Source organism: Micromonospora sp. AMSO31t (assembly GCF_008868175.1).
Lineage (GTDB): Bacteria > Actinomycetota > Actinomycetes > Mycobacteriales > Micromonosporaceae > Micromonospora.
The window spans coordinates 1-16,173 of sequence record NZ_WBKT01000130.1; the positions used below are offsets into that span (position 1 = coordinate 1).

Genomic DNA, 16,173 nt, shown 5'->3' on the forward strand with positions numbered 1-16,173 from the left:
CGAGCTGGCGGTGCGGTTCGGCTACTACGACCAGTCGCACCTGATCCGGGAGTTCCGCGAGTTCGCCGGGGCGACGCCCGCGGCGCTGGCCGGGTCACATTCGTCCAATCCGGCCTGACGCGCAGGCGGCAGACTCGGAGTCATGCGAAGCATCTACCCGGTCCTCCGGTATCCCGACGCCCGCGCCGCCGTCGACTTCCTCCGGTCCGCGTTCGGCCTCACCGTCCACGAGGTGCACGAGGGGCCCGACGGCGCCGTGCGGCACGCCGAGCTCGGCTACGGCGACGGCCTCGTCATGCTCGGGCCGGGGCCCGCCCCGGCGACCCGGCCGGCCGACGACGACTACCGCGTCTACGTGGCCGTGGACGACGTCGACGCGCACCACGCGCGGGCCCGGGCGGCCGGCGCGGAGATCGTCCGGCCGCCGTTCGACACCGACTACGGCTCCCGCGACTACGTGGCCCGCGACCTGTCCGGCCTGATCTGGTCCTTCGGCACCTACCGTCCCTGACGGCCTCTCATAGCTCTGTGCAAGCAAGGTATTGCCCTGAGTGACGGTCATGCGTACTCTCCCACGGTGGGGAGGCGCACATGCCGTTGTCAGCAAGTCCTGTGGTCCGGCGGGTGCGGCTCGGCGCGGAGTTGCGCCGGCTGCGCCGCCGGGAGTCGCTCACCCTGGAGCAGGTGTGCGGCCGGCTCGGCTGGGCGTCCACATCGAAGCTGTCCCGCATCGAGCTGGGGCAGAGCCGGCCGGATCTGGCCGACGTGCTCGACCTGCTCGACGTCTACGGCGTGCCACCCCACCAGCGGGACGAGCTGATCGTCATCGCCCGGGACGCCGCCACCGGCCGCGGCTGGTCCAGGGCGCTGGGCGAGATGGGGGAGCGGCAGCGGGCGTACGCGGAGCTGGAGGCGGGCGCCGTCCGCATCGTGGACTATCAGCCGGCGCTGGTGCCCGGGCTGCTCCAGACCCCCGACTACGCCCGGCTGCGGGTGTCGGCCGGAGCGCTGCTCGCCGACGACGTCGACGTGGAGGCCGACGTCCGGGCCCGCGCGGTGCGCCAGGAGGTGCTGCGCCGGCCCGACCCGCCGCACTACACCGCGCTGATCGACGAGCGCGCCTGCGATCCGGGCGGCCTTCCCGCCGAGGTCTGGCGGGACCAGCTCCGGCATCTGGCCGTCCTCGCCGAATGGCCCCACGTGACCGTCCGGCTGCTGCCCCGCGACGCGTCGCCCTACGGGGATCTGCACCCGCTCGCGCCGTTCTCCTACTACGCATATCCGGACCCGGCCGACCCGCGCACGGTGCTCGTGGAGACGCTCACCACCGACCTGCGGCTGGTGACCGAGGCGGACGTCGCCCGCTACGAGCAACTGGTCGACTGGCTGCTCGTGGCCGCGCTGCCGGAGGAGGAGACAATGGCGCTGCTGACCCGGCGGCTCGGACCCGCGCCGGTGCCCCGGCCGCGCGAACCCCACGAGCCCGACTGAGCGGGCGGGGTCAGCTCGGCCGGCTGGTCGGCCGGGTGCGGGCGTTCGGCGCGCGGCCGCCGGGTCCGGCGCCCCCGATGCCCGTCGGAACCGGCGGCCGGCGCGTCGAGCGCACGCTATGCCCGGGGTACGACAGCCTCAGGCCGGCACGTCGAGGAAGTGCTCGACGAGCGGCGGGCCGGCGAAGTGCGGGCCGATCAGCTCCCGCCACCGCGCGAAGCGCTCGCTCTGCCGGAAGTTGACGTCGTGCGCCTCGACCGAGTCCCACTCGACCAGCAGCACGAACCGGGACGGCGACTCGACGCCGCGGGTCATCCGCACCGAGCGGCAGCCCTCGGTGCCGGCGAGGATCGGGCGCGCCTGCGCGTACGCGGCGGCGAAGTCGTCCTCGTGTCCGGGCGAAACGTCGATCAGCGCGACCTCAAGAACCATGCCGGAAGCCTCGCACGGCGGCCGCCGCCGGGTACGCCCCGGGGGCTGTTCCCCGCGCCACACCCCCTCTAGGGTGTGCGCTCGGGAAACGGGGGAGGGACACACATGCTCGACTGGCTCACCGCCACGGCGTTCACCGTCCTGGGCGCCGGCATCACCTGGGCCGAGCTGCTCGGCTTCGCCACGGGTGTGGTCAACGTCTGGCTGGTGGCCCGGCAGCACATCGCCAACTGGCCGATCGGCATCGCCAACGTGCTGCTGCTCATGCTGCTGTTCTGGACCGCCGGCCTGTACGCCGACGCCGGCCTCCAGATCGTCTACGTCGCCCTCGGCCTCTACGGCTGGTGGCACTGGCTCGTCGGCGGGGAGCGGCGCAGCCGGCTGACCGTGGCCCGCACCGGCCGGCGGGAGTGGTGGGCGCTCGGCGTGGCCGGGATGCTGCTCACCGCCGGGTTGTGGGCGCTGCTGGACCGGGCCACCGACTCCACGGTGCCGCTGGCCGACGCGGTCACCACCGCCCTGTCGCTGCTGGCCACCTACGGCCAGACGCGCAAGCTGGTGGAGAGCTGGTGGCTGTGGATCGCCGCCGACCTGATCTACATCCCGCTCTACGCGTACAAGGGACTCTGGTTGACCGGTGGCCTCTACCTGATCTTCCTGGCGCTCTGCGTGGTCGGGCTGCGGGAGTGGCGGGCGGACCTGCGCCGGCGGTCGGCGGCGACCCCGGTGCCGCCCGGCCCGGCTCCCGTCGCCGCGTGAGCGCGGGGAGCGGGCCGGGTCGGGAGTTCCGGCACGGCCTGGTGGTGGGCAAGTTCTACCCGCCGCACGCCGGGCACCACGTGCTCGTCGAGGCCGCCGCGGCCCGCTGCGCGGCGGTCACCGTGGTGGTCGCACCGTCCCGGCGCGAGTCGATCCCGCTCGACCTGCGGCTGGCCTGGCTGCGCGAGGCGCACGCCGCCACACCGTGGGTGCGGTTCGTCGGCCGGTACGACGACCATCCCGTGGACTACGCCGACCCGGCGGTCTGGGACCTGCACTGCGCGGTGTTCGCCGACGCGCTCGGCGGGGAGCCGGTGGACGCGGTCTTCTCCTCCGAGGCGTACGGCGCGGAGTTGGCCCGCCGGTTCGACGCGGTCGCGGTCTGCGTGGACCTGGACCGGCGGGTCGTGCCGGTCTCCGGCACCGCGGTGCGCGCGGACCCGGTGGCGCACTGGTGGCGCCTGAGCCCGCCGGTGCGGGCCTGGCTGGTCCGCCGGGTCGTGGTGGTGGGTGCCGAGTCCACGGGCACCACGACGATGGCGGCGGCGCTCGCCGCCCACTACGGCGCCCCCTGGGTCCCGGAGTACGGCCGCGAGCTGACCGAGCGCAAGCTGGCCGGGCTGCGGCAGGTCCGGCCGGAGGCGACGATCTTCGACGTCACGTGGGACCGGGCCGACTTCGTCGAGGTGGTCCGGGAGCAGCAGGCCGCCGAGGATGTGGCGGCCCGCACCAGCGGCCCGCTGCTGTTCTGCGACACCGACGCGCGGGCCACCGCGATCTGGGAGGAGCGCTACCTCGGCTCCTCGTCGGAGGCGGTCCGGGCGGCCGCCCGCCGGCCGGCGCTGTACCTGCTGACCGATCACGAGGGGGTGCCCTTCGCCGACGACGGCCTGCGCGACGGGGAGCACCTGCGGGCCTGGATGACCGGGCGGTTCCGCGAGGAGCTGGCCGGCTGCGGGGTGCCGGTGGTCGAGCTGCGCGGGCCGCACGAGGAGCGCCTGGCGGCGGCCGTCGCCTCCTGCGACGCCCTGCTGGCGGCCGGGTGGTCGTTCGCCGATCCGCTGATCCCCGCGTCGTAGGGCGGCCGGGCCCGCACGCCAGCGAGGCCCACCCCGAGCACCTAGCCTCCTAGGACGCCCTGCGCCGCGAGACCTGCCCCACACCAGAACACCCTTACCCCGGCAAACGGGACCCCCGAAGATGCGGCGGCCCGGGGCAATGGTGAACAATGGCGGCCGAGGAGGGGAGTATTCCCTCGCGACGGAGTCGTCAGCACGGAAGCGCGCCGGACCCCCGGTGCCGCGACCCGGCTCCGTCGGTCAGCGGTCCTGTGGGGCCGGTGGCGGAAGAGACCTCCGACAGTCACCAGAGTCAGCGTCGACGCACCCCGGCCCCTCACCCGGCGTACGGTGTGCCCGACGCTGTGTGTCTGCCGGAGGATGGATTTGAACGTGTCCGGATGGGTGTGGGCGGGAACCCTGGTCGCGATGACCGCGGTCCTGCTGGTCGACCTGTTCATCATCGGTCGCCGCCCGCACGAGCCCAGCGTCCGCGAGTCGAGCCTGTGGGTCGGCTTGTACGTGGGGCTGGCCCTGCTCTTCGGCGCGGGGCTGTGGCTCGCCTCAGGCCCCAGCATCGCGGGCCAGTTCTACACCGGGTGGCTCACGGAATACAGCCTCTCGGTGGACAACCTCTTCGTCTTCGTGATCATCATGGCCCGCTTCGGGGTGCCCCGGCAGTACCAGCAGAAGGTGCTGCTCGTCGGCATCCTGCTGGCGCTGGTCATGCGGGGCGGTTTCATCGCCGCCGGCGCCGCGCTGATCTCCCAGTTCTCCTGGGTGTTCTACATCTTCGGCGCGTTCCTGATCTACACGGCGGTCAACCTGGCCCGCCAGGGGGAGCCGGACGAGGACGAGTTCACCGAGAACGTGCTGATCCGGTGGAGCCGCAAGGCGCTGCCGCTGTCCCGGGACTTCGACGGGGCGCGGATGACCACGCACGAGAACGGGCGGCGGCTGTTCACCCCGATGCTGGTCGTGATGATCGCGATCGGCACCACGGACCTGATCTTCGCCCTCGACTCGATCCCGGCGATCTTCGGCATCACCCAGGAGCCGTACCTGGTCTTCACCGCGAACGTGTTCGCGCTGATGGGGCTGCGGCAGCTCTACTTCCTGCTCGGCGGCCTGCTGGACCGGCTGATCTACCTCAGCTACGGCCTGGCCGTGGTGCTCGGCTTCATCGGGGTCAAGCTGGTCCTGGAGGCCCTCGCCGACAACAACCTGCCGTTCGTCAACGGCGGCGAGCACGTGGGCTGGGCCCCGCACATCCCGATCTGGCTGTCGCTCACCGTCATCCTGGGCACCCTCGCCGCGGCCACGGCGGCCAGCCTCGTCAAGTCGTCGCGCGACCGGCGCCGCGAGCTGGCCGAGGCCCGGCGCTGACCGGACCGCACGAAAAAGGGGCGCCCCCGGTCGGGGGCGCCCCTTTCGGCGTACGGGGTCAGATCCGGTGGGCGCCGACCAGGGTGGCCTCCCGGTCCGGGGGGAGCCGCTCCTCGACGACCAGGCGCTTCACGTAGCAAGCGTGCAGCATCCGCCGTACCTCGCCCTGCGGCTCGGTGCTGACGATGCCGACGTGGTGGATCCGCCGGCCGGGCCGGGCGAAGAAGTAGAGGTCGCCGGGGCGTTCCTCGCCCAGCGCCAGGGGCGTGGTCGCCTCGGCCTGGTCGTCGGCGTCCCGGGGCAGGGCCAGGCCGTGCCGGCGCCAGGCCAGGTGCACCAGGCCGGAGCAGTCGATGCCGTCGGTGGACAGCCCACCCCAGATGTAGATCAGGTCGCGCAGCCGCTCGGCGAGGGCGAGCACCTCCTTGGCCTCCGGCCGCTCGCCGGGCAGCGGGACCAGGTCGCCCTCCGGGGCCCAGAGCGGCGCGGACCGGCCGGGCGCGAGCACCGGCCGCCAGCCGTCCACGGGCCGCCCGGCCGGGGTGAGGCGGGTGCCGAGGACCACGCCGGCCAGGGCCGGCGGGCCGTCGGGGGCCGTGCGCAGCGCGGTGTGGACGGTGTCCACGACCAGCGGGGTGGCCGGTGGGCCGGGCTCCGCCGGGGCAGCGAGCTGGGCGGCGGGCAGCCACCCCGGGTAGCCGCGGACGTCGAGCTTGGCGGCGGGCTGCGCCAGGGCGACGACGTGGGCCCAGCCGTCCGGGCGCAGCTCGGTGACCAGCACCCGCTCGCCGAGCAGCAGCTGGGTCAGGACGCAGTCGCCGACCTGCTGGTCGCGGTCCATGCCGGCGATCCAGGCGGCGACGTCCGGCGGATCACCCAGCGCGGGGCGGTCGACGGGACGGACCGCCTCAGGGCTGGCCCAGAGGGTCGCCACCGGGACCCGGACGACGGCCTCGCGGCCCGGTTGAAGCTCCATGCCCACCCCCACGTCACGACCCTATGAAAAATTCCAACGGCACTCAACCACGCGTTTGAACCTTTGCTTCATTCACGTTGGCGATGCCGAGCCCCGGCGCGTCCGGCAGCACGACCGTCGCGCCGTCGTACCGGATCCCGCCGGCGACCGGCGACCAGGCGAGCCACCAGGCGGCGTCGAGGTCCGACACGGCCGTGGTGCCGTAGGCGGCGACCAGGCTCGCCGCCGCGCCGAGGCCCACCTGGCTCTCCATCATGGAGCCGACGATGGTGCCCATACCGTGCGCGGCGGCCAGGTCGAGCAGTGTCCGCGCGGTGTGCAGGCCGCCGCACTTGGCCAGCTTCACGTTGACCATGTCGGCCGCCCGCCGGCGGATCACCTCGACCAGGTCGCGCAGGTCGAAGACCGACTCGTCGGCGAGGATCGGCAGCTCCACCCGGTCGCTGACCCAGGCCAGCCCGTCCAGGTCCCGCCGGTGCACCGGCTGCTCGACCAGCTCGACGTCGAGCCCGGCGTCCTCGATCCCGCGGATCACCCGGACCGCCTCGCGCGGGGTCCAGCCCTGGTTGGCGTCCAGCCGGATCCGTACCTCCGGCCCGACCGCGGCGCGGACCGCGCGCACCCGGTCCAGGTCGCCCCGCGCGTCGGTGCCGACCTTGAGCTTCAGCACGGTGAACCCCTCGGCCCGGCGCCGGGTGGCCGCCGCGGCCAGGTCCACCGCGTCGCCCGCGGCCAGCGTGACGTCCGTCGGGACGCGCAGCGTGGTGCCCCCGAGCAACCGCACCAGGGGTACGCCGAGCCGCCGCGCGGCCAGGTCGTGCAGGGCCACGTCGACGGCGGCGCGGGCCGACTCGTTGCCCACCACGGCGCGGCGCACCTCGGCGCAGCGGGCCTGGAGGTCGTCGGCGTCCCGCCCGGTCAGCAGCGGCCCCAACAGGTGCTGCACGCACGCCTCGGCGCCGGCGATCGACGCGCCGGTGACCTGCCAGACCTGCGGCGCCTCACCGAAACCCGACCGCCCGTCGGTGTCCACCACCTCGACGACCAGGGTGTCCACGGTGGTGGTGCGGCGCAGCGCGGTGACGAACGGGGTGTGTAAGGGGGCCGAGAGCCGGTGGGTGCGTACCGCGGCGATCGTCATGTGCGGCACCCTATACGGAGCTGGCGGCGAACAGGGGAGGGCCGATGACCGGGCGGGACTGGGAGCTGGTGGGCGCGCCGAACGCCCGTGACCTGGGCGGGCTGCCCACCGCGGACGGGCGGCGGGTACGCCCCGGGCGGCTGATCCGCACGGCGGCGCTCGGCCGGCTCACCGACGAGGACCTGCCGGTGCTGGGCAAGCTGGCCCCGGCCTGCGTGGTGGACCTGCGGCACGCCGCCGAGCAGTCCGTCGCGCCGCCCGACCGCCTGGCCGGCGAGCCGCGGGTGGTGCACCTGCCGGTCTACGACGCGGCCCACCCGGTGTTCACCTACGTCTCGGCGGTGCTGCTCGGCCACGACCTCGACGCGTACGAGGAGTTGGCCCGGGACGGCATGCCGGGGGCGATGGCGGGGATCTACCGCTGGTTCGTCACCGGGGAGTCGGCCCGGGAGGGGTTCGGGACGGCAGTGCGGCTGGCCGCCGACGGGGCGAACCTGCCGCTGCTGTTCCACTGTTCGGCCGGCAAGGACCGCACCGGTTGGCTGTCGGTGGTACTGCTCACCGCGCTCGGCGTGGACGAGCCGGTGATCCGCGCCGACTACCTGCGGCACAACGAGCTGACCGAGAGCCTGCGGGAGGTGCTGCTGGCCGCCATGACCCGCCGCCGGCCGGACCTCGATCCGGCGGTCGCCCGGCCGCTGCTGGAGGTGCGCCCGGAATACCTGGACGCCGCCTACGACGAGGTGCGCCGGGTGCACGGCACCTTCGACGCGTACCTGCGCGATGGTCTCGGGCTGACCGACCGGACGCTGGCGGCGCTGCGCGCGAACCTGCTGGAGTAGCCCTCAGCCGGCCAGGTCGTGCCGGGCCGCCCAGACCCGCGCGGAGACCTGCGCGATCAGGCGGCACACGTCGTCCTCGACCTCCTCGCCGCTCGGCCCGCCGTCGGCCAGGTCGGTGGTGGTGCAGACCACGACGGCGTACGGGGGCGCGTCGTCGGGGAAGACCACGCCGGCGCCGTGCCGGACGCCGCGTACCCAGCCGTTCTTGTGCGCGATCCGGGTCCCCTCGGGCAGGCCGGCGGCGAGGTCCTCGCGGTGCTCCTGGGCGAACAGCACGTCCAGCATGGCCGCGCAGCCGGCCGGCGGGGCGAGCGGACCGGGCTGGCCGGCGCCGAGCGCCAGGCCGCCGAGCAGCGCCGCCAGGTCGGCGGCGGTGACCAGGTTGTCGATGCCGGCGTCGCGGGCCGCGAAGTCCTCGATGCCCCGGCCGGTGACGCTGTGCCGGGCCCCGGCCAGCGTCCACGCCTCGGCCACGGCGGGCAGCCCGACCTGACCGATGCAGATGTTGGTGGCCAGGTTGCTGGAGCGGACGATCATCCGTTCGGCGAGCCAGCGCAGCGGCGCCATGCCGCCCACCCGCGCCCAGACCGCGTCGTCGTTGTCGTAGTGCTGGGCGTTGGTGAACCGGGGCGCGCCGGGCAGGGCGGAGTCGAAGCTGTTGCGCACCGGGATCGGCGTGTCCAGGTCGAGGCGGCCGGCCTCGGCGGCGCGGTGCAGCGCCACCAGCACGGCGACCTTCATGGTGCTGGCCGCGTAGTGGGTGGCGTCGGCGTGCCGGGTCCAGGTGGGCGCTGCGCCGAGCCGCCCCACGTACGCCGAGACGGTGCCGGGCACCTTGTCCAGGTGCGCGTCGAGATCCTCCCAGGTCATGCCGGTGACCGTAGCGGATCATCACGGGGGCTGCGGTCCGGCCCGTGCCGCGTCTAACGTGCGGAGATGACGACCGCCGCGTACGACGCCATCGCCGACTGGTACGACGACTACGTCACGACCACCGCCACCGACTACAGCGACCGGGTCCGGTCGGTGCTGGCCGAGCTGCTCGGTCCCGGCGCCGGGCCCTGCCTGGACCTGTGCTGCGGCACCGGGGCGCACGCCGCCGAGCTGCGCCGGCTGGGTTGGCAGCTGGTCGGGGTGGACCTGTCGGGTGGGCAGTTGCGCCACGCCCGGGGGCGGCTCCCGGTGGCCCGGGCCGACGCGACCGCGCTGCCCCTGCCGGCCGGCGCCCTGCCGGCGGTGACCTGCCTGCTCGCCCACACCGACATGCCCGACTACCCGGCGGCGATCGCCGAGGCGGCCCGGGTGCTGGCGCCCGGCGGGCGGCTGGTCCACGTCGGCGTGCACCCCTGCTTCGTCGGGGCGTTCGCCGACCGCTCCGAGCCGGGCCGGGCCGTGATCGACGGCGGGTACGCCGAGCGGGAGCGCACCTTCCGGTCCTGGAACTCCACCGGGGTGCGCGCCCGGGTCGGCGCCTGGCACCTGCCCCTGGCCGACCTGCTCAACGCCGTCACGGCCGCCGGCCTGACCCTGACCGCCGTCCGCGAGTCCGGCCCCGGCCCCGTCCCCGACATCCTGGCCCTCCAGGCCACCAAACCCGCCTGATCCGGGAAAGGGCGGAGCCCGGTCCGCCGGGGTGGCGGGCCGGGCTCCGGGGTGGCGCGGTGGTCAGCCGGCGTGCTTGCGGCGGGCGGCCATCCGGCCGCGCTGGGTCTGGTCCAGCACCACCTTGCGGATCCGCACCGCGCTGGGGGTCACCTCGACGCACTCGTCCTCGCGGCAGAACTCGAGGGCCTGCTCCAGCGACAGCTTGCGCGGCGGGATCAGCTTCTCGGTCTCGTCGGAGGTCGAGGCCCGCATGTTGGTGAGCTTCTTCTCCTTGGTGATGTTGACGTCCATGTCGTCGGAGCGGGAGTTCTCCCCGACGATCATGCCCTCGTACACCTCGGTGGTCGGCTCCACGAAGAGCTGGCCGCGCTCCTGCAGATTGATCATGGCGAACGAGGTCACCGCGCCGGCCCGGTCGGCGACCAGGGAGCCGTTCTGCCGGGTCCGCAGCTCGCCGAACCACGGCTCGTACGACTCGAAGACGTGGTGCAGGATGCCCGTGCCCCGGGTGTCGGTGAGGAACTCGGTGCGGAAGCCGATCAGGCCGCGCGCCGGGACCAGCCACTCCATCCGGATCCAGCCGGTGCCGTGGTTGACCAGCTGCTCCATCCGGCCCTTGCGGGTCGCGAGGAGCTGGGTGATGGCGCCCAGGTACTCCTCCGGGGCGTCGATGGTCAGCCGCTCGACCGGCTCGCAGGTCTTGCCGTCGATCTCCTTGGTGACCACCTGCGGCTTGCCGACGGTCAGCTCGTAGGACTCGCGGCGCATCTGCTCGACGAGGATGGCCAGGGCCAGCTCACCGCGGCCCTGCACCTCCCAGGCGTCCGGCCGCTCGGTGGGCAGCACCCGCAGCGACACGTTGCCGACGAGCTCCTTGTCGAGCCGGTCCTTGACCATGCGGGCGGTGACCTTGGCGCCCTTGACCCGGCCGACCAGCGGTGAGGTGTTGGTGCCGATGGTCATCGAGATGGCCGGCTCGTCGACGGTGATCAGCGGCAGCGGGATCGGGTTCTCCGCGTCCGCGAGGGTCTCACCGATCATGATCTCCGGGATGCCGGCGACCGCGATGATGTCGCCCGGGCCGGCCGAGTCGGCCGGCTTGCGCTCCAGGCCCTCGGTCATGAGCAGCTCGGAGATGCGGACCCGCTGGCTGCTGCCGTCGGTGCGGCACCAGGTGACCGTCTGGCCCTTGCTGATCGTGCCCTGGCGGACCCGGCACAGCGCCAGGCGGCCGAGGAACGGCGAGGCGTCGAGGTTGGTCACGTGCGCCTGCAGGGGCGCGTCCTCGTCGTAGGCGGGCGCCGGGATGGTGTCCAGCAGGGTGCGGAACAGCGGCTCCAGGCTGTGGCTGTCGTCGGGCACCGAGCCGTCGGCCGGCTGGGTCAGCGAGGCGATGCCGTCGCGGGCGCAGGCGTAGACGATCGGGAAGTCGATCTGCTCCTCGTCGGCGTCCAGGTCGAGGAAGAGCTCGTAGGTGTCGTCCACGACCTCCTTGATCCGGGCGTCCGGCCGGTCCACCTTGTTGATCACCAAGATGATCGGCATCCGGGCCTTGAGGGCCTTGCGCAGCACGAACCGGGTCTGCGGCAGCGGGCCCTCGCTGGCGTCGACCAGCAGCACCACCCCGTCGACCATGGTCAGGCCGCGCTCGACCTCACCACCGAAGTCGGCGTGGCCGGGGGTGTCGATGATGTTGATGGTGACCGCGTCGGAGCCGTCCGCGGGCATGTACCGCACGCCGGTGTTCTTGGCCAGGATGGTGATGCCCTTTTCCCGCTCGAGGTCCATCGAGTCCATGACCCGCTCGGTGTCCTCACCACGGGCGCCGTAGGCGCCGGCCTGCCGCAACATGGCGTCGACCAGGGTCGTCTTGCCGTGGTCGACGTGGGCGATGATGGCGACGTTGCGGAGGTCGGTGCGAAGCTGCATACCCTCCATACTCCTGTCTGCGGTTGCCGGGCACGCCTCGGGGTCACCCCGAGATCGCCCGGATCTCTGCCGAAAGTGCTGTCCCGACCGTTCCAGCGACTGGCATGCTGGCTCCCGTGCGGGGGACCGGATGCCTGACCTGCTGAACTGGCTGCAGGAGCTGCCGCCTCTGCTGATCTACCTGGTCGCCGCGACAATCGTCGCGGGCGAAACCGCGGTGATCTTCGGGCTGCTGGTGCCGGGCGAGGCGACCCTGCTGCTGGTCGGCTTCTTAGCCTACGCGGGGACGCTGCGGATTATTCCGGCGCTGCTGGCCATGACGGCTGCCGCCGTGATCGGAGACACACTCGCCTACCGGGCCGGCCGGCGGTACGGGCCGAAACTGCGTGCCTCCGGCCTCGGTGCCCGGATCGGGCCGCAGCGGTGGCGCCGCGCCGACTCGCTGCTCGACCGCCTCGGCGGCCGGGGCGTGCTGGCGGCCCGCTGGGTGGCCTTCGCCCGCACCCTGGCGCCCCGGCTGGCCGGCGCGGCGGGGCTGCCGTACCGGCGGTTCGCGCCGTGGAACCTGGCCGGGGTGGTGAGCTGGGTGGGCGCCTCCGTGCTGGTCGGCTACGCGGCGGGCGAGTCCTACGAGCGGGTGTCCCGCTTCCTGGGCCGGGCCACCGGCGCGGTGCTCGTGCTGCTGCTCTGCCTGATCGGCGTGGTGCTGGCCGGCCGCTGGTTGGGTCGCAACCCGGACCCGGCGCGGGCGCTGGCCGCCCGGGCCGCCGCCCTGCCGCCGCTGCGCTGGGTGCGCGCCCGCTACGGGGTGCTCTTCTTCCTGCTCGCCATGCGGTTCGGCCCGGCCGGGACGCTGCTGATCAACCTGGCGGCCGGCCTGCTGCTGCTCTTCGCGGCCGGGCTCGCCGTCGCGGCGGTGCTGGAGGCCGTGGTCCGGCACAGCGGGCTCGGGGTGCTCGACGGGCTCGTCGCGGACTGGTTCGCCGCCCGGCGTACCCCCGGGGTGGCCGACACGGCGCTGGCCGCCGTCTCGGTGCTGCGCGGCTGGGTGCTGATCGCCGCGGTGGCCCTCGTGGCGGCGGCGGTGGCCTGGCGGAGCCGGCCCTGGCGGGCCGACCTGCTCAGCGTGCTCGGCACGGTGGGGGCGTTCGTGCCGCTGGTGGTGCTGGTGGTGGTCGCCGGCCTGACCGGGCCGGGCGGCCCGGACGGCGCGCCGGACCTGCCGCCCACCCAGAACGCGGTGGTCACGGCGAGCTTCGGCACCCTCGCGTGGCTGCTGTCCCGGGGCGCCCGCTGGCCGGTGGCCGTGGCGGTCTGGACGGGCGCGCTGGCGGGCGTGGTCGCCGTCACCGGCGCCCGGCTCTACCTGGGGTGGAGCACGGCCAGCGGCACGGCCACGTCGGTGCTGCTCGGCGCGGCCTGGGTCACCGTGTTCGTGGTCGCCTGGGGGACCCGGGACCACGCGGTCGGCGGGGACGACCCGCCACCCGGTCCGGAGGGACCGGCCACAGGGGACGCACCGCCGCGGCCGAGGGCCTCCCGGCCGGCCTCGCGGGTACCCCGCCGGCCCGTCGATCCCTGCTAGGGTGCGGCGGACGACCACGGGGGAGGTCTGATGCGTCGAGGAGTGGGCCGCTGGGTCACGGCGGCGGTCGCCGCGGTGCTGGCGGCGGGTGCGATCACCGGCTGCGGCGGCGAGGAGCCGACCCGCGAGGTGGCGGTCGGGTTGCCCAGCGAGGTGCCCGTCGAGGCGCCGGCGGACGGCCCCGCCGACCTGCCGAGCGACGAACCGCCGGCGGTCGCGGCGATGGGCGCCAAGCCCAGCGCCAAGGCCAGCCCGAGCGCGTCGGCGAAGCCGAAGCCGAAGCCGACCCGCACGTCCACCGGCCCGCTCGCCAAGCCGAAGCCGCCCACCGAGACCCAGGTGCCGCCGCCCCCGCCGAAGCCGCCGGCGAGCGGTTGCGAGCCCAGCTACCGGGGCACCCAGGCGACCCGCAGCCAGGTGAAGTCGGCGCTGTCCGACGCGGCGGCGCGCACCTACTGGCCCACCTCCGCGCCGGACATCAAGATCCCGCTGACGCTGATGAAGGCGACCGCCTGGCAGGAGAGCGGCTGGCAGTCCAACATCGTGGCCTGCGACGGCGGCATCGGGCTGATGCAGGTCATGCCGGCCACCGCGGACTGGATGAACCAGCGCTTCGGCCAGTCGTACGACATCGACGCCTACCGCGACAACGCCTACCTGGGCGGCACCTACCTGGCCTGGCTCACCAAGTACATCGGCGACATGTACTTCGAGTCGGACTACCGGCTGGACACCTCCCTCTGCACGTCGGAGCTGAACTCCTGCCTGCTCAACGCGGTGATCGCGGCGTACAACTACGGGCACGGCGCGGTGGCCCGGGAGGGCCAGCCGCTGGCCATCCCCAACCCGCAGTACGTGCGCAACGTGCGGGCCCTGATGACCGAGTGCGTCTGCCTGAACTACTGAGCTGATCAGGGGCGGGGCCCCGGCGGAGGATCGCCGGGGCCCCGCCCCTGATCAGTCCCGCGCGCCGACGGGAGCCGGGGATGCCTGCGCCGGGGTGTCGGGCTCCCGGGCGATCCGCCCCGGCCACCAGAACCGGTCGCCGAGCAGGAACGCGAGCGCGGGCACCAGGACCGTGCGGACCAGCAGCGTGTCCAGCAGGACGCCGACGCAGACGATGATCCCGATCTGGGTGAGGGTGATGAGCGGCAGCACGCCGAGCACGGCGAAGACCGCCGCGAGCAGCACACCCGCGCTGGTGATGACCCCGCCGGTGACCCGCAGCGCGGAGCGCATCCCGTCCCGGGTGCCGGCCCGGCGGGCGTCCTCGCGGGCCCGGGTGACCAGGAAGATGTTGTAGTCCACGCCGAGCGCCACGAGGAACACGAAGGCGAGCAGCAGCACCCCGCTGTCCAGCGCCGGGAAGCCCAGCACCCGGTCGAAGAGCAGCCAGGCCGCGCCGAGGCTGGCGAAGAACGACGCGATGACCGTCAGGACGAGCAGCACCGGGGCGAGCAGCCCGCGCAGGAGCAGCACCAGCACCGCCCCGACCAGCAGCAGGATGATCGGCAGGATCAGCCACAGGTCCTTCGTGTTCGCCCGGTCCGAGTCGTAGGTGGCGGCCACCGTACCCCCGACCAGCGCGCCGCCGGGTGCGTCGGCGCCGGCGACCGCGGGCGGCGCGGAGCCCGGCACGGCGGCGACCGCGTCGCGCAGCGCCTCGACGGCCCGGTCCGAGGCGACGGTGCCCGGTTCGGCCGCCAGCACCACGTCGACCTGGGCGACCCGGTCGCCGGATGCGCCGGGCCGGGCGGAGGCGACCCCGTCGACCGCGTCGGCGGCGGCCAGCACGGCCGGTGCCGCGCCCGGGTTGGTGAGCACGGCGACCGGCTGGGTGGCGCCGGCCGGGAACGCCCGGGCCAGGGTCTCGGCGCCGGCCACCGCTTCCGGCTTCACCCGGAACTGCTCGGTCTCCGACAGGCCGGTGCGGATGCCCAGACCGCCCAGGGCCAGGGCGGCGAGGAGCAGGGTGGACAGTGCCGCGACCGGCAGCGGCCGGCGGGCGACGGCGACACCGAGGCGGCCCCAGAGCCGGCCCTCCCGGGCCGTGTCGCCGACCCGGGGCACGAACGGCCAGAACAGCCCCCGTCCGAAGAGCACCAGGGCGGCGGGGAGCACGAAGAGCGCGGAGAGCATGGCGAAGACCACACCGGTGGCGCAGGCCACCGCGAGCGCCCGGTTGGTCTCCTGCTCGGAGAGCAGCAGGGTGAGCACGCCGAGCACCACGGTGGAGCCGCTGGCCAGGATCGGCTCGGCCGTGCGGCGCAGCGCCGAGCGCATGGCGGTGAACCGGTTCTGCTCGCGGTGCAGCTCCTCCCGGTAGCGGGCGATGAGCAGCAGCGCGTAGTCGGTCGCCGCGCCGAAGACGAGCACGCTGGCGATGCCGGTGACCTGGCCCTCCTGGAGGTGGATGCCGAGCGCGGGCACGATCGTGTCGACGGCGCGCAGGGTGAGCTGCTCGGTCGCGGCGACCACGAGCAGCGGCACGATCCACAGGAACGGGCTGCGGTAGGTGATCAGCAGCAGCAGCGCCACGACGCCCGCCGTGACCGCCAGCAGGGTGATGTCGGCGCCGTCGAAGACCTTGGTGAGGTCGGCGGTGAAGGCCGGGGCGCCGGTCACCTCGACGGTCAGGGCGTCGGGCAGGTCGGCCAGCGCCGCGCGGAGCTGGGCCACCTCGTCCACCACGGCCTCCTGGCCGCCGCCGGTGGCCAGCGGCACGGCGACCAGCGCCACGGCGCCGTCGGGGGAGAACTGGGCCGGCGCGACCTTCCCGCCGGCGGCCAGCCGGCCCAGCTCGGCGTACGCGCCGTCGAGCACGGCCCGGTCGGCCGGGGCCAGCGGGGCCCGGTCGGCCCGGCTGACCACCACGACGGCGGGTTGCACGTCGCTGTCCGGTAGCTGGTCCTGGAGGCGCTCGACCTGCGTCGACTCCCACCGCACCGAGAGGCCGGTGGCCGAGACGG

The 16,173-nt window shown here is 74.3% G+C and carries 15 protein-coding genes; 9 read left to right on the forward strand and 6 right to left on the reverse strand.

All coding sequences use genetic code 11. The annotated features are described in order from the left end of the window. Positions 1 to 142: 142 nt before the first annotated feature. Both F8274_RS23410 and F8274_RS23415 read left to right on the forward strand, forming a co-directional pair. Positions 143 to 511, forward strand: a complete 369-nt coding sequence (locus F8274_RS23410; protein WP_151464523.1) for a VOC family protein — start codon at positions 143 to 145, stop codon at positions 509 to 511. A gap of 80 nt (positions 512 to 591) precedes the next feature. Beyond that, the gene (locus tag F8274_RS23415) at positions 592 to 1,491 is read left to right on the forward strand and encodes a DUF5753 domain-containing protein (protein ID WP_151464524.1); all 900 of its coding nucleotides are present in this window, start codon (positions 592 to 594) and stop codon (positions 1,489 to 1,491) included. Positions 1,492 to 1,629: 138 nt separating this feature from the next. Here F8274_RS23415 and F8274_RS23420 read toward each other — a convergent pair whose 3' ends face one another. Further along, positions 1,630 to 1,923, reverse strand: coding sequence for an antibiotic biosynthesis monooxygenase (locus tag F8274_RS23420; protein WP_151464525.1), 294 nt, complete (start codon positions 1,921 to 1,923; stop codon positions 1,630 to 1,632). 105 nt (positions 1,924 to 2,028) lie between these two features. Here F8274_RS23420 and pnuC point away from each other — a divergent pair, with 105 nt between their 5' ends. The 3 genes from pnuC to F8274_RS23435 all read left to right on the forward strand — a co-directional run bounded on the left by pnuC (position 2,029) and on the right by F8274_RS23435 (position 5,126). Next, entirely contained in the window at positions 2,029 to 2,682 is a 654-nt protein-coding gene (gene pnuC, locus F8274_RS23425) for a nicotinamide riboside transporter PnuC (protein ID WP_151464526.1), read from the forward strand. Continuing rightward, a complete protein-coding gene (locus tag F8274_RS23430; protein WP_225853938.1) occupies positions 2,679 to 3,761 on the forward strand; it encodes an AAA family ATPase in 1,083 nt (360 codons plus the stop codon). Before pnuC ends, F8274_RS23430 begins: the two co-directional genes overlap by 4 nt. A gap of 366 nt (positions 3,762 to 4,127) precedes the next feature. Further along, positions 4,128 to 5,126, forward strand: a complete 999-nt coding sequence (locus F8274_RS23435; RefSeq protein ID WP_151464527.1) for a TerC family protein — start codon at positions 4,128 to 4,130, stop codon at positions 5,124 to 5,126. Between the two features lie 58 nt (positions 5,127 to 5,184). Here F8274_RS23435 and F8274_RS23440 read toward each other — a convergent pair whose 3' ends face one another. Both F8274_RS23440 and F8274_RS23445 read right to left on the reverse strand, forming a co-directional pair. After that, on the reverse strand, positions 5,185 to 6,114 hold the full coding sequence (locus tag F8274_RS23440) for a C40 family peptidase (RefSeq protein WP_225853939.1): 930 nt from the start codon (positions 6,112 to 6,114) through the stop codon (positions 5,185 to 5,187). Between the two features lie 31 nt (positions 6,115 to 6,145). After that, a complete protein-coding gene (locus tag F8274_RS23445) occupies positions 6,146 to 7,243 on the reverse strand; it encodes a mandelate racemase/muconate lactonizing enzyme family protein (RefSeq protein ID WP_151464528.1) in 1,098 nt (365 codons plus the stop codon). Between the two features lie 44 nt (positions 7,244 to 7,287). Between F8274_RS23445 and F8274_RS23450 the strand changes: the two genes are divergently transcribed. Next, positions 7,288 to 8,085, forward strand: coding sequence for a tyrosine-protein phosphatase (locus F8274_RS23450; RefSeq protein WP_151464529.1), 798 nt, complete (start codon positions 7,288 to 7,290; stop codon positions 8,083 to 8,085). Positions 8,086 to 8,088: 3 nt separating this feature from the next. Here F8274_RS23450 and F8274_RS23455 read toward each other — a convergent pair whose 3' ends face one another. Next, a complete protein-coding gene (locus F8274_RS23455; protein WP_151464530.1) occupies positions 8,089 to 8,955 on the reverse strand; it encodes a serine hydrolase in 867 nt (288 codons plus the stop codon). A gap of 66 nt (positions 8,956 to 9,021) precedes the next feature. Between F8274_RS23455 and F8274_RS23460 the strand changes: the two genes are divergently transcribed. Beyond that, positions 9,022 to 9,687: a class I SAM-dependent methyltransferase gene (locus F8274_RS23460; protein WP_151464531.1), complete on the forward strand. Its 666-nt coding sequence runs from the start codon at positions 9,022 to 9,024 to the stop codon at positions 9,685 to 9,687. Positions 9,688 to 9,750: 63 nt separating this feature from the next. Here F8274_RS23460 and typA read toward each other — a convergent pair whose 3' ends face one another. Then, complete coding sequence (typA, locus tag F8274_RS23465; RefSeq protein ID WP_151464532.1) at positions 9,751 to 11,619, reverse strand: translational GTPase TypA; 1,869 nt, start codon at positions 11,617 to 11,619, stop codon at positions 9,751 to 9,753. Between the two features lie 130 nt (positions 11,620 to 11,749). Between typA and F8274_RS23470 the strand changes: the two genes are divergently transcribed. Both F8274_RS23470 and F8274_RS23475 read left to right on the forward strand, forming a co-directional pair. Then, positions 11,750 to 13,204 carry a DedA family protein gene (locus F8274_RS23470; protein WP_151464533.1) on the forward strand — a complete coding sequence of 485 codons (1,455 nt, stop codon included), beginning with the start codon at positions 11,750 to 11,752 and terminating at the stop codon, positions 13,202 to 13,204. A gap of 30 nt (positions 13,205 to 13,234) precedes the next feature. Beyond that, positions 13,235 to 14,110 (forward strand): lytic transglycosylase domain-containing protein, encoded by an 876-nt coding sequence (locus tag F8274_RS23475; protein ID WP_151464534.1) that lies wholly within the window; start codon positions 13,235 to 13,237, stop codon positions 14,108 to 14,110. A gap of 51 nt (positions 14,111 to 14,161) precedes the next feature. Here the strand turns inward: F8274_RS23475 and F8274_RS23480 are convergent. After that, positions 14,162 to 16,173 (reverse strand): MMPL family transporter (locus tag F8274_RS23480; protein ID WP_151464535.1); only part of this gene is annotated, 2,012 nt, incomplete at its 5' end.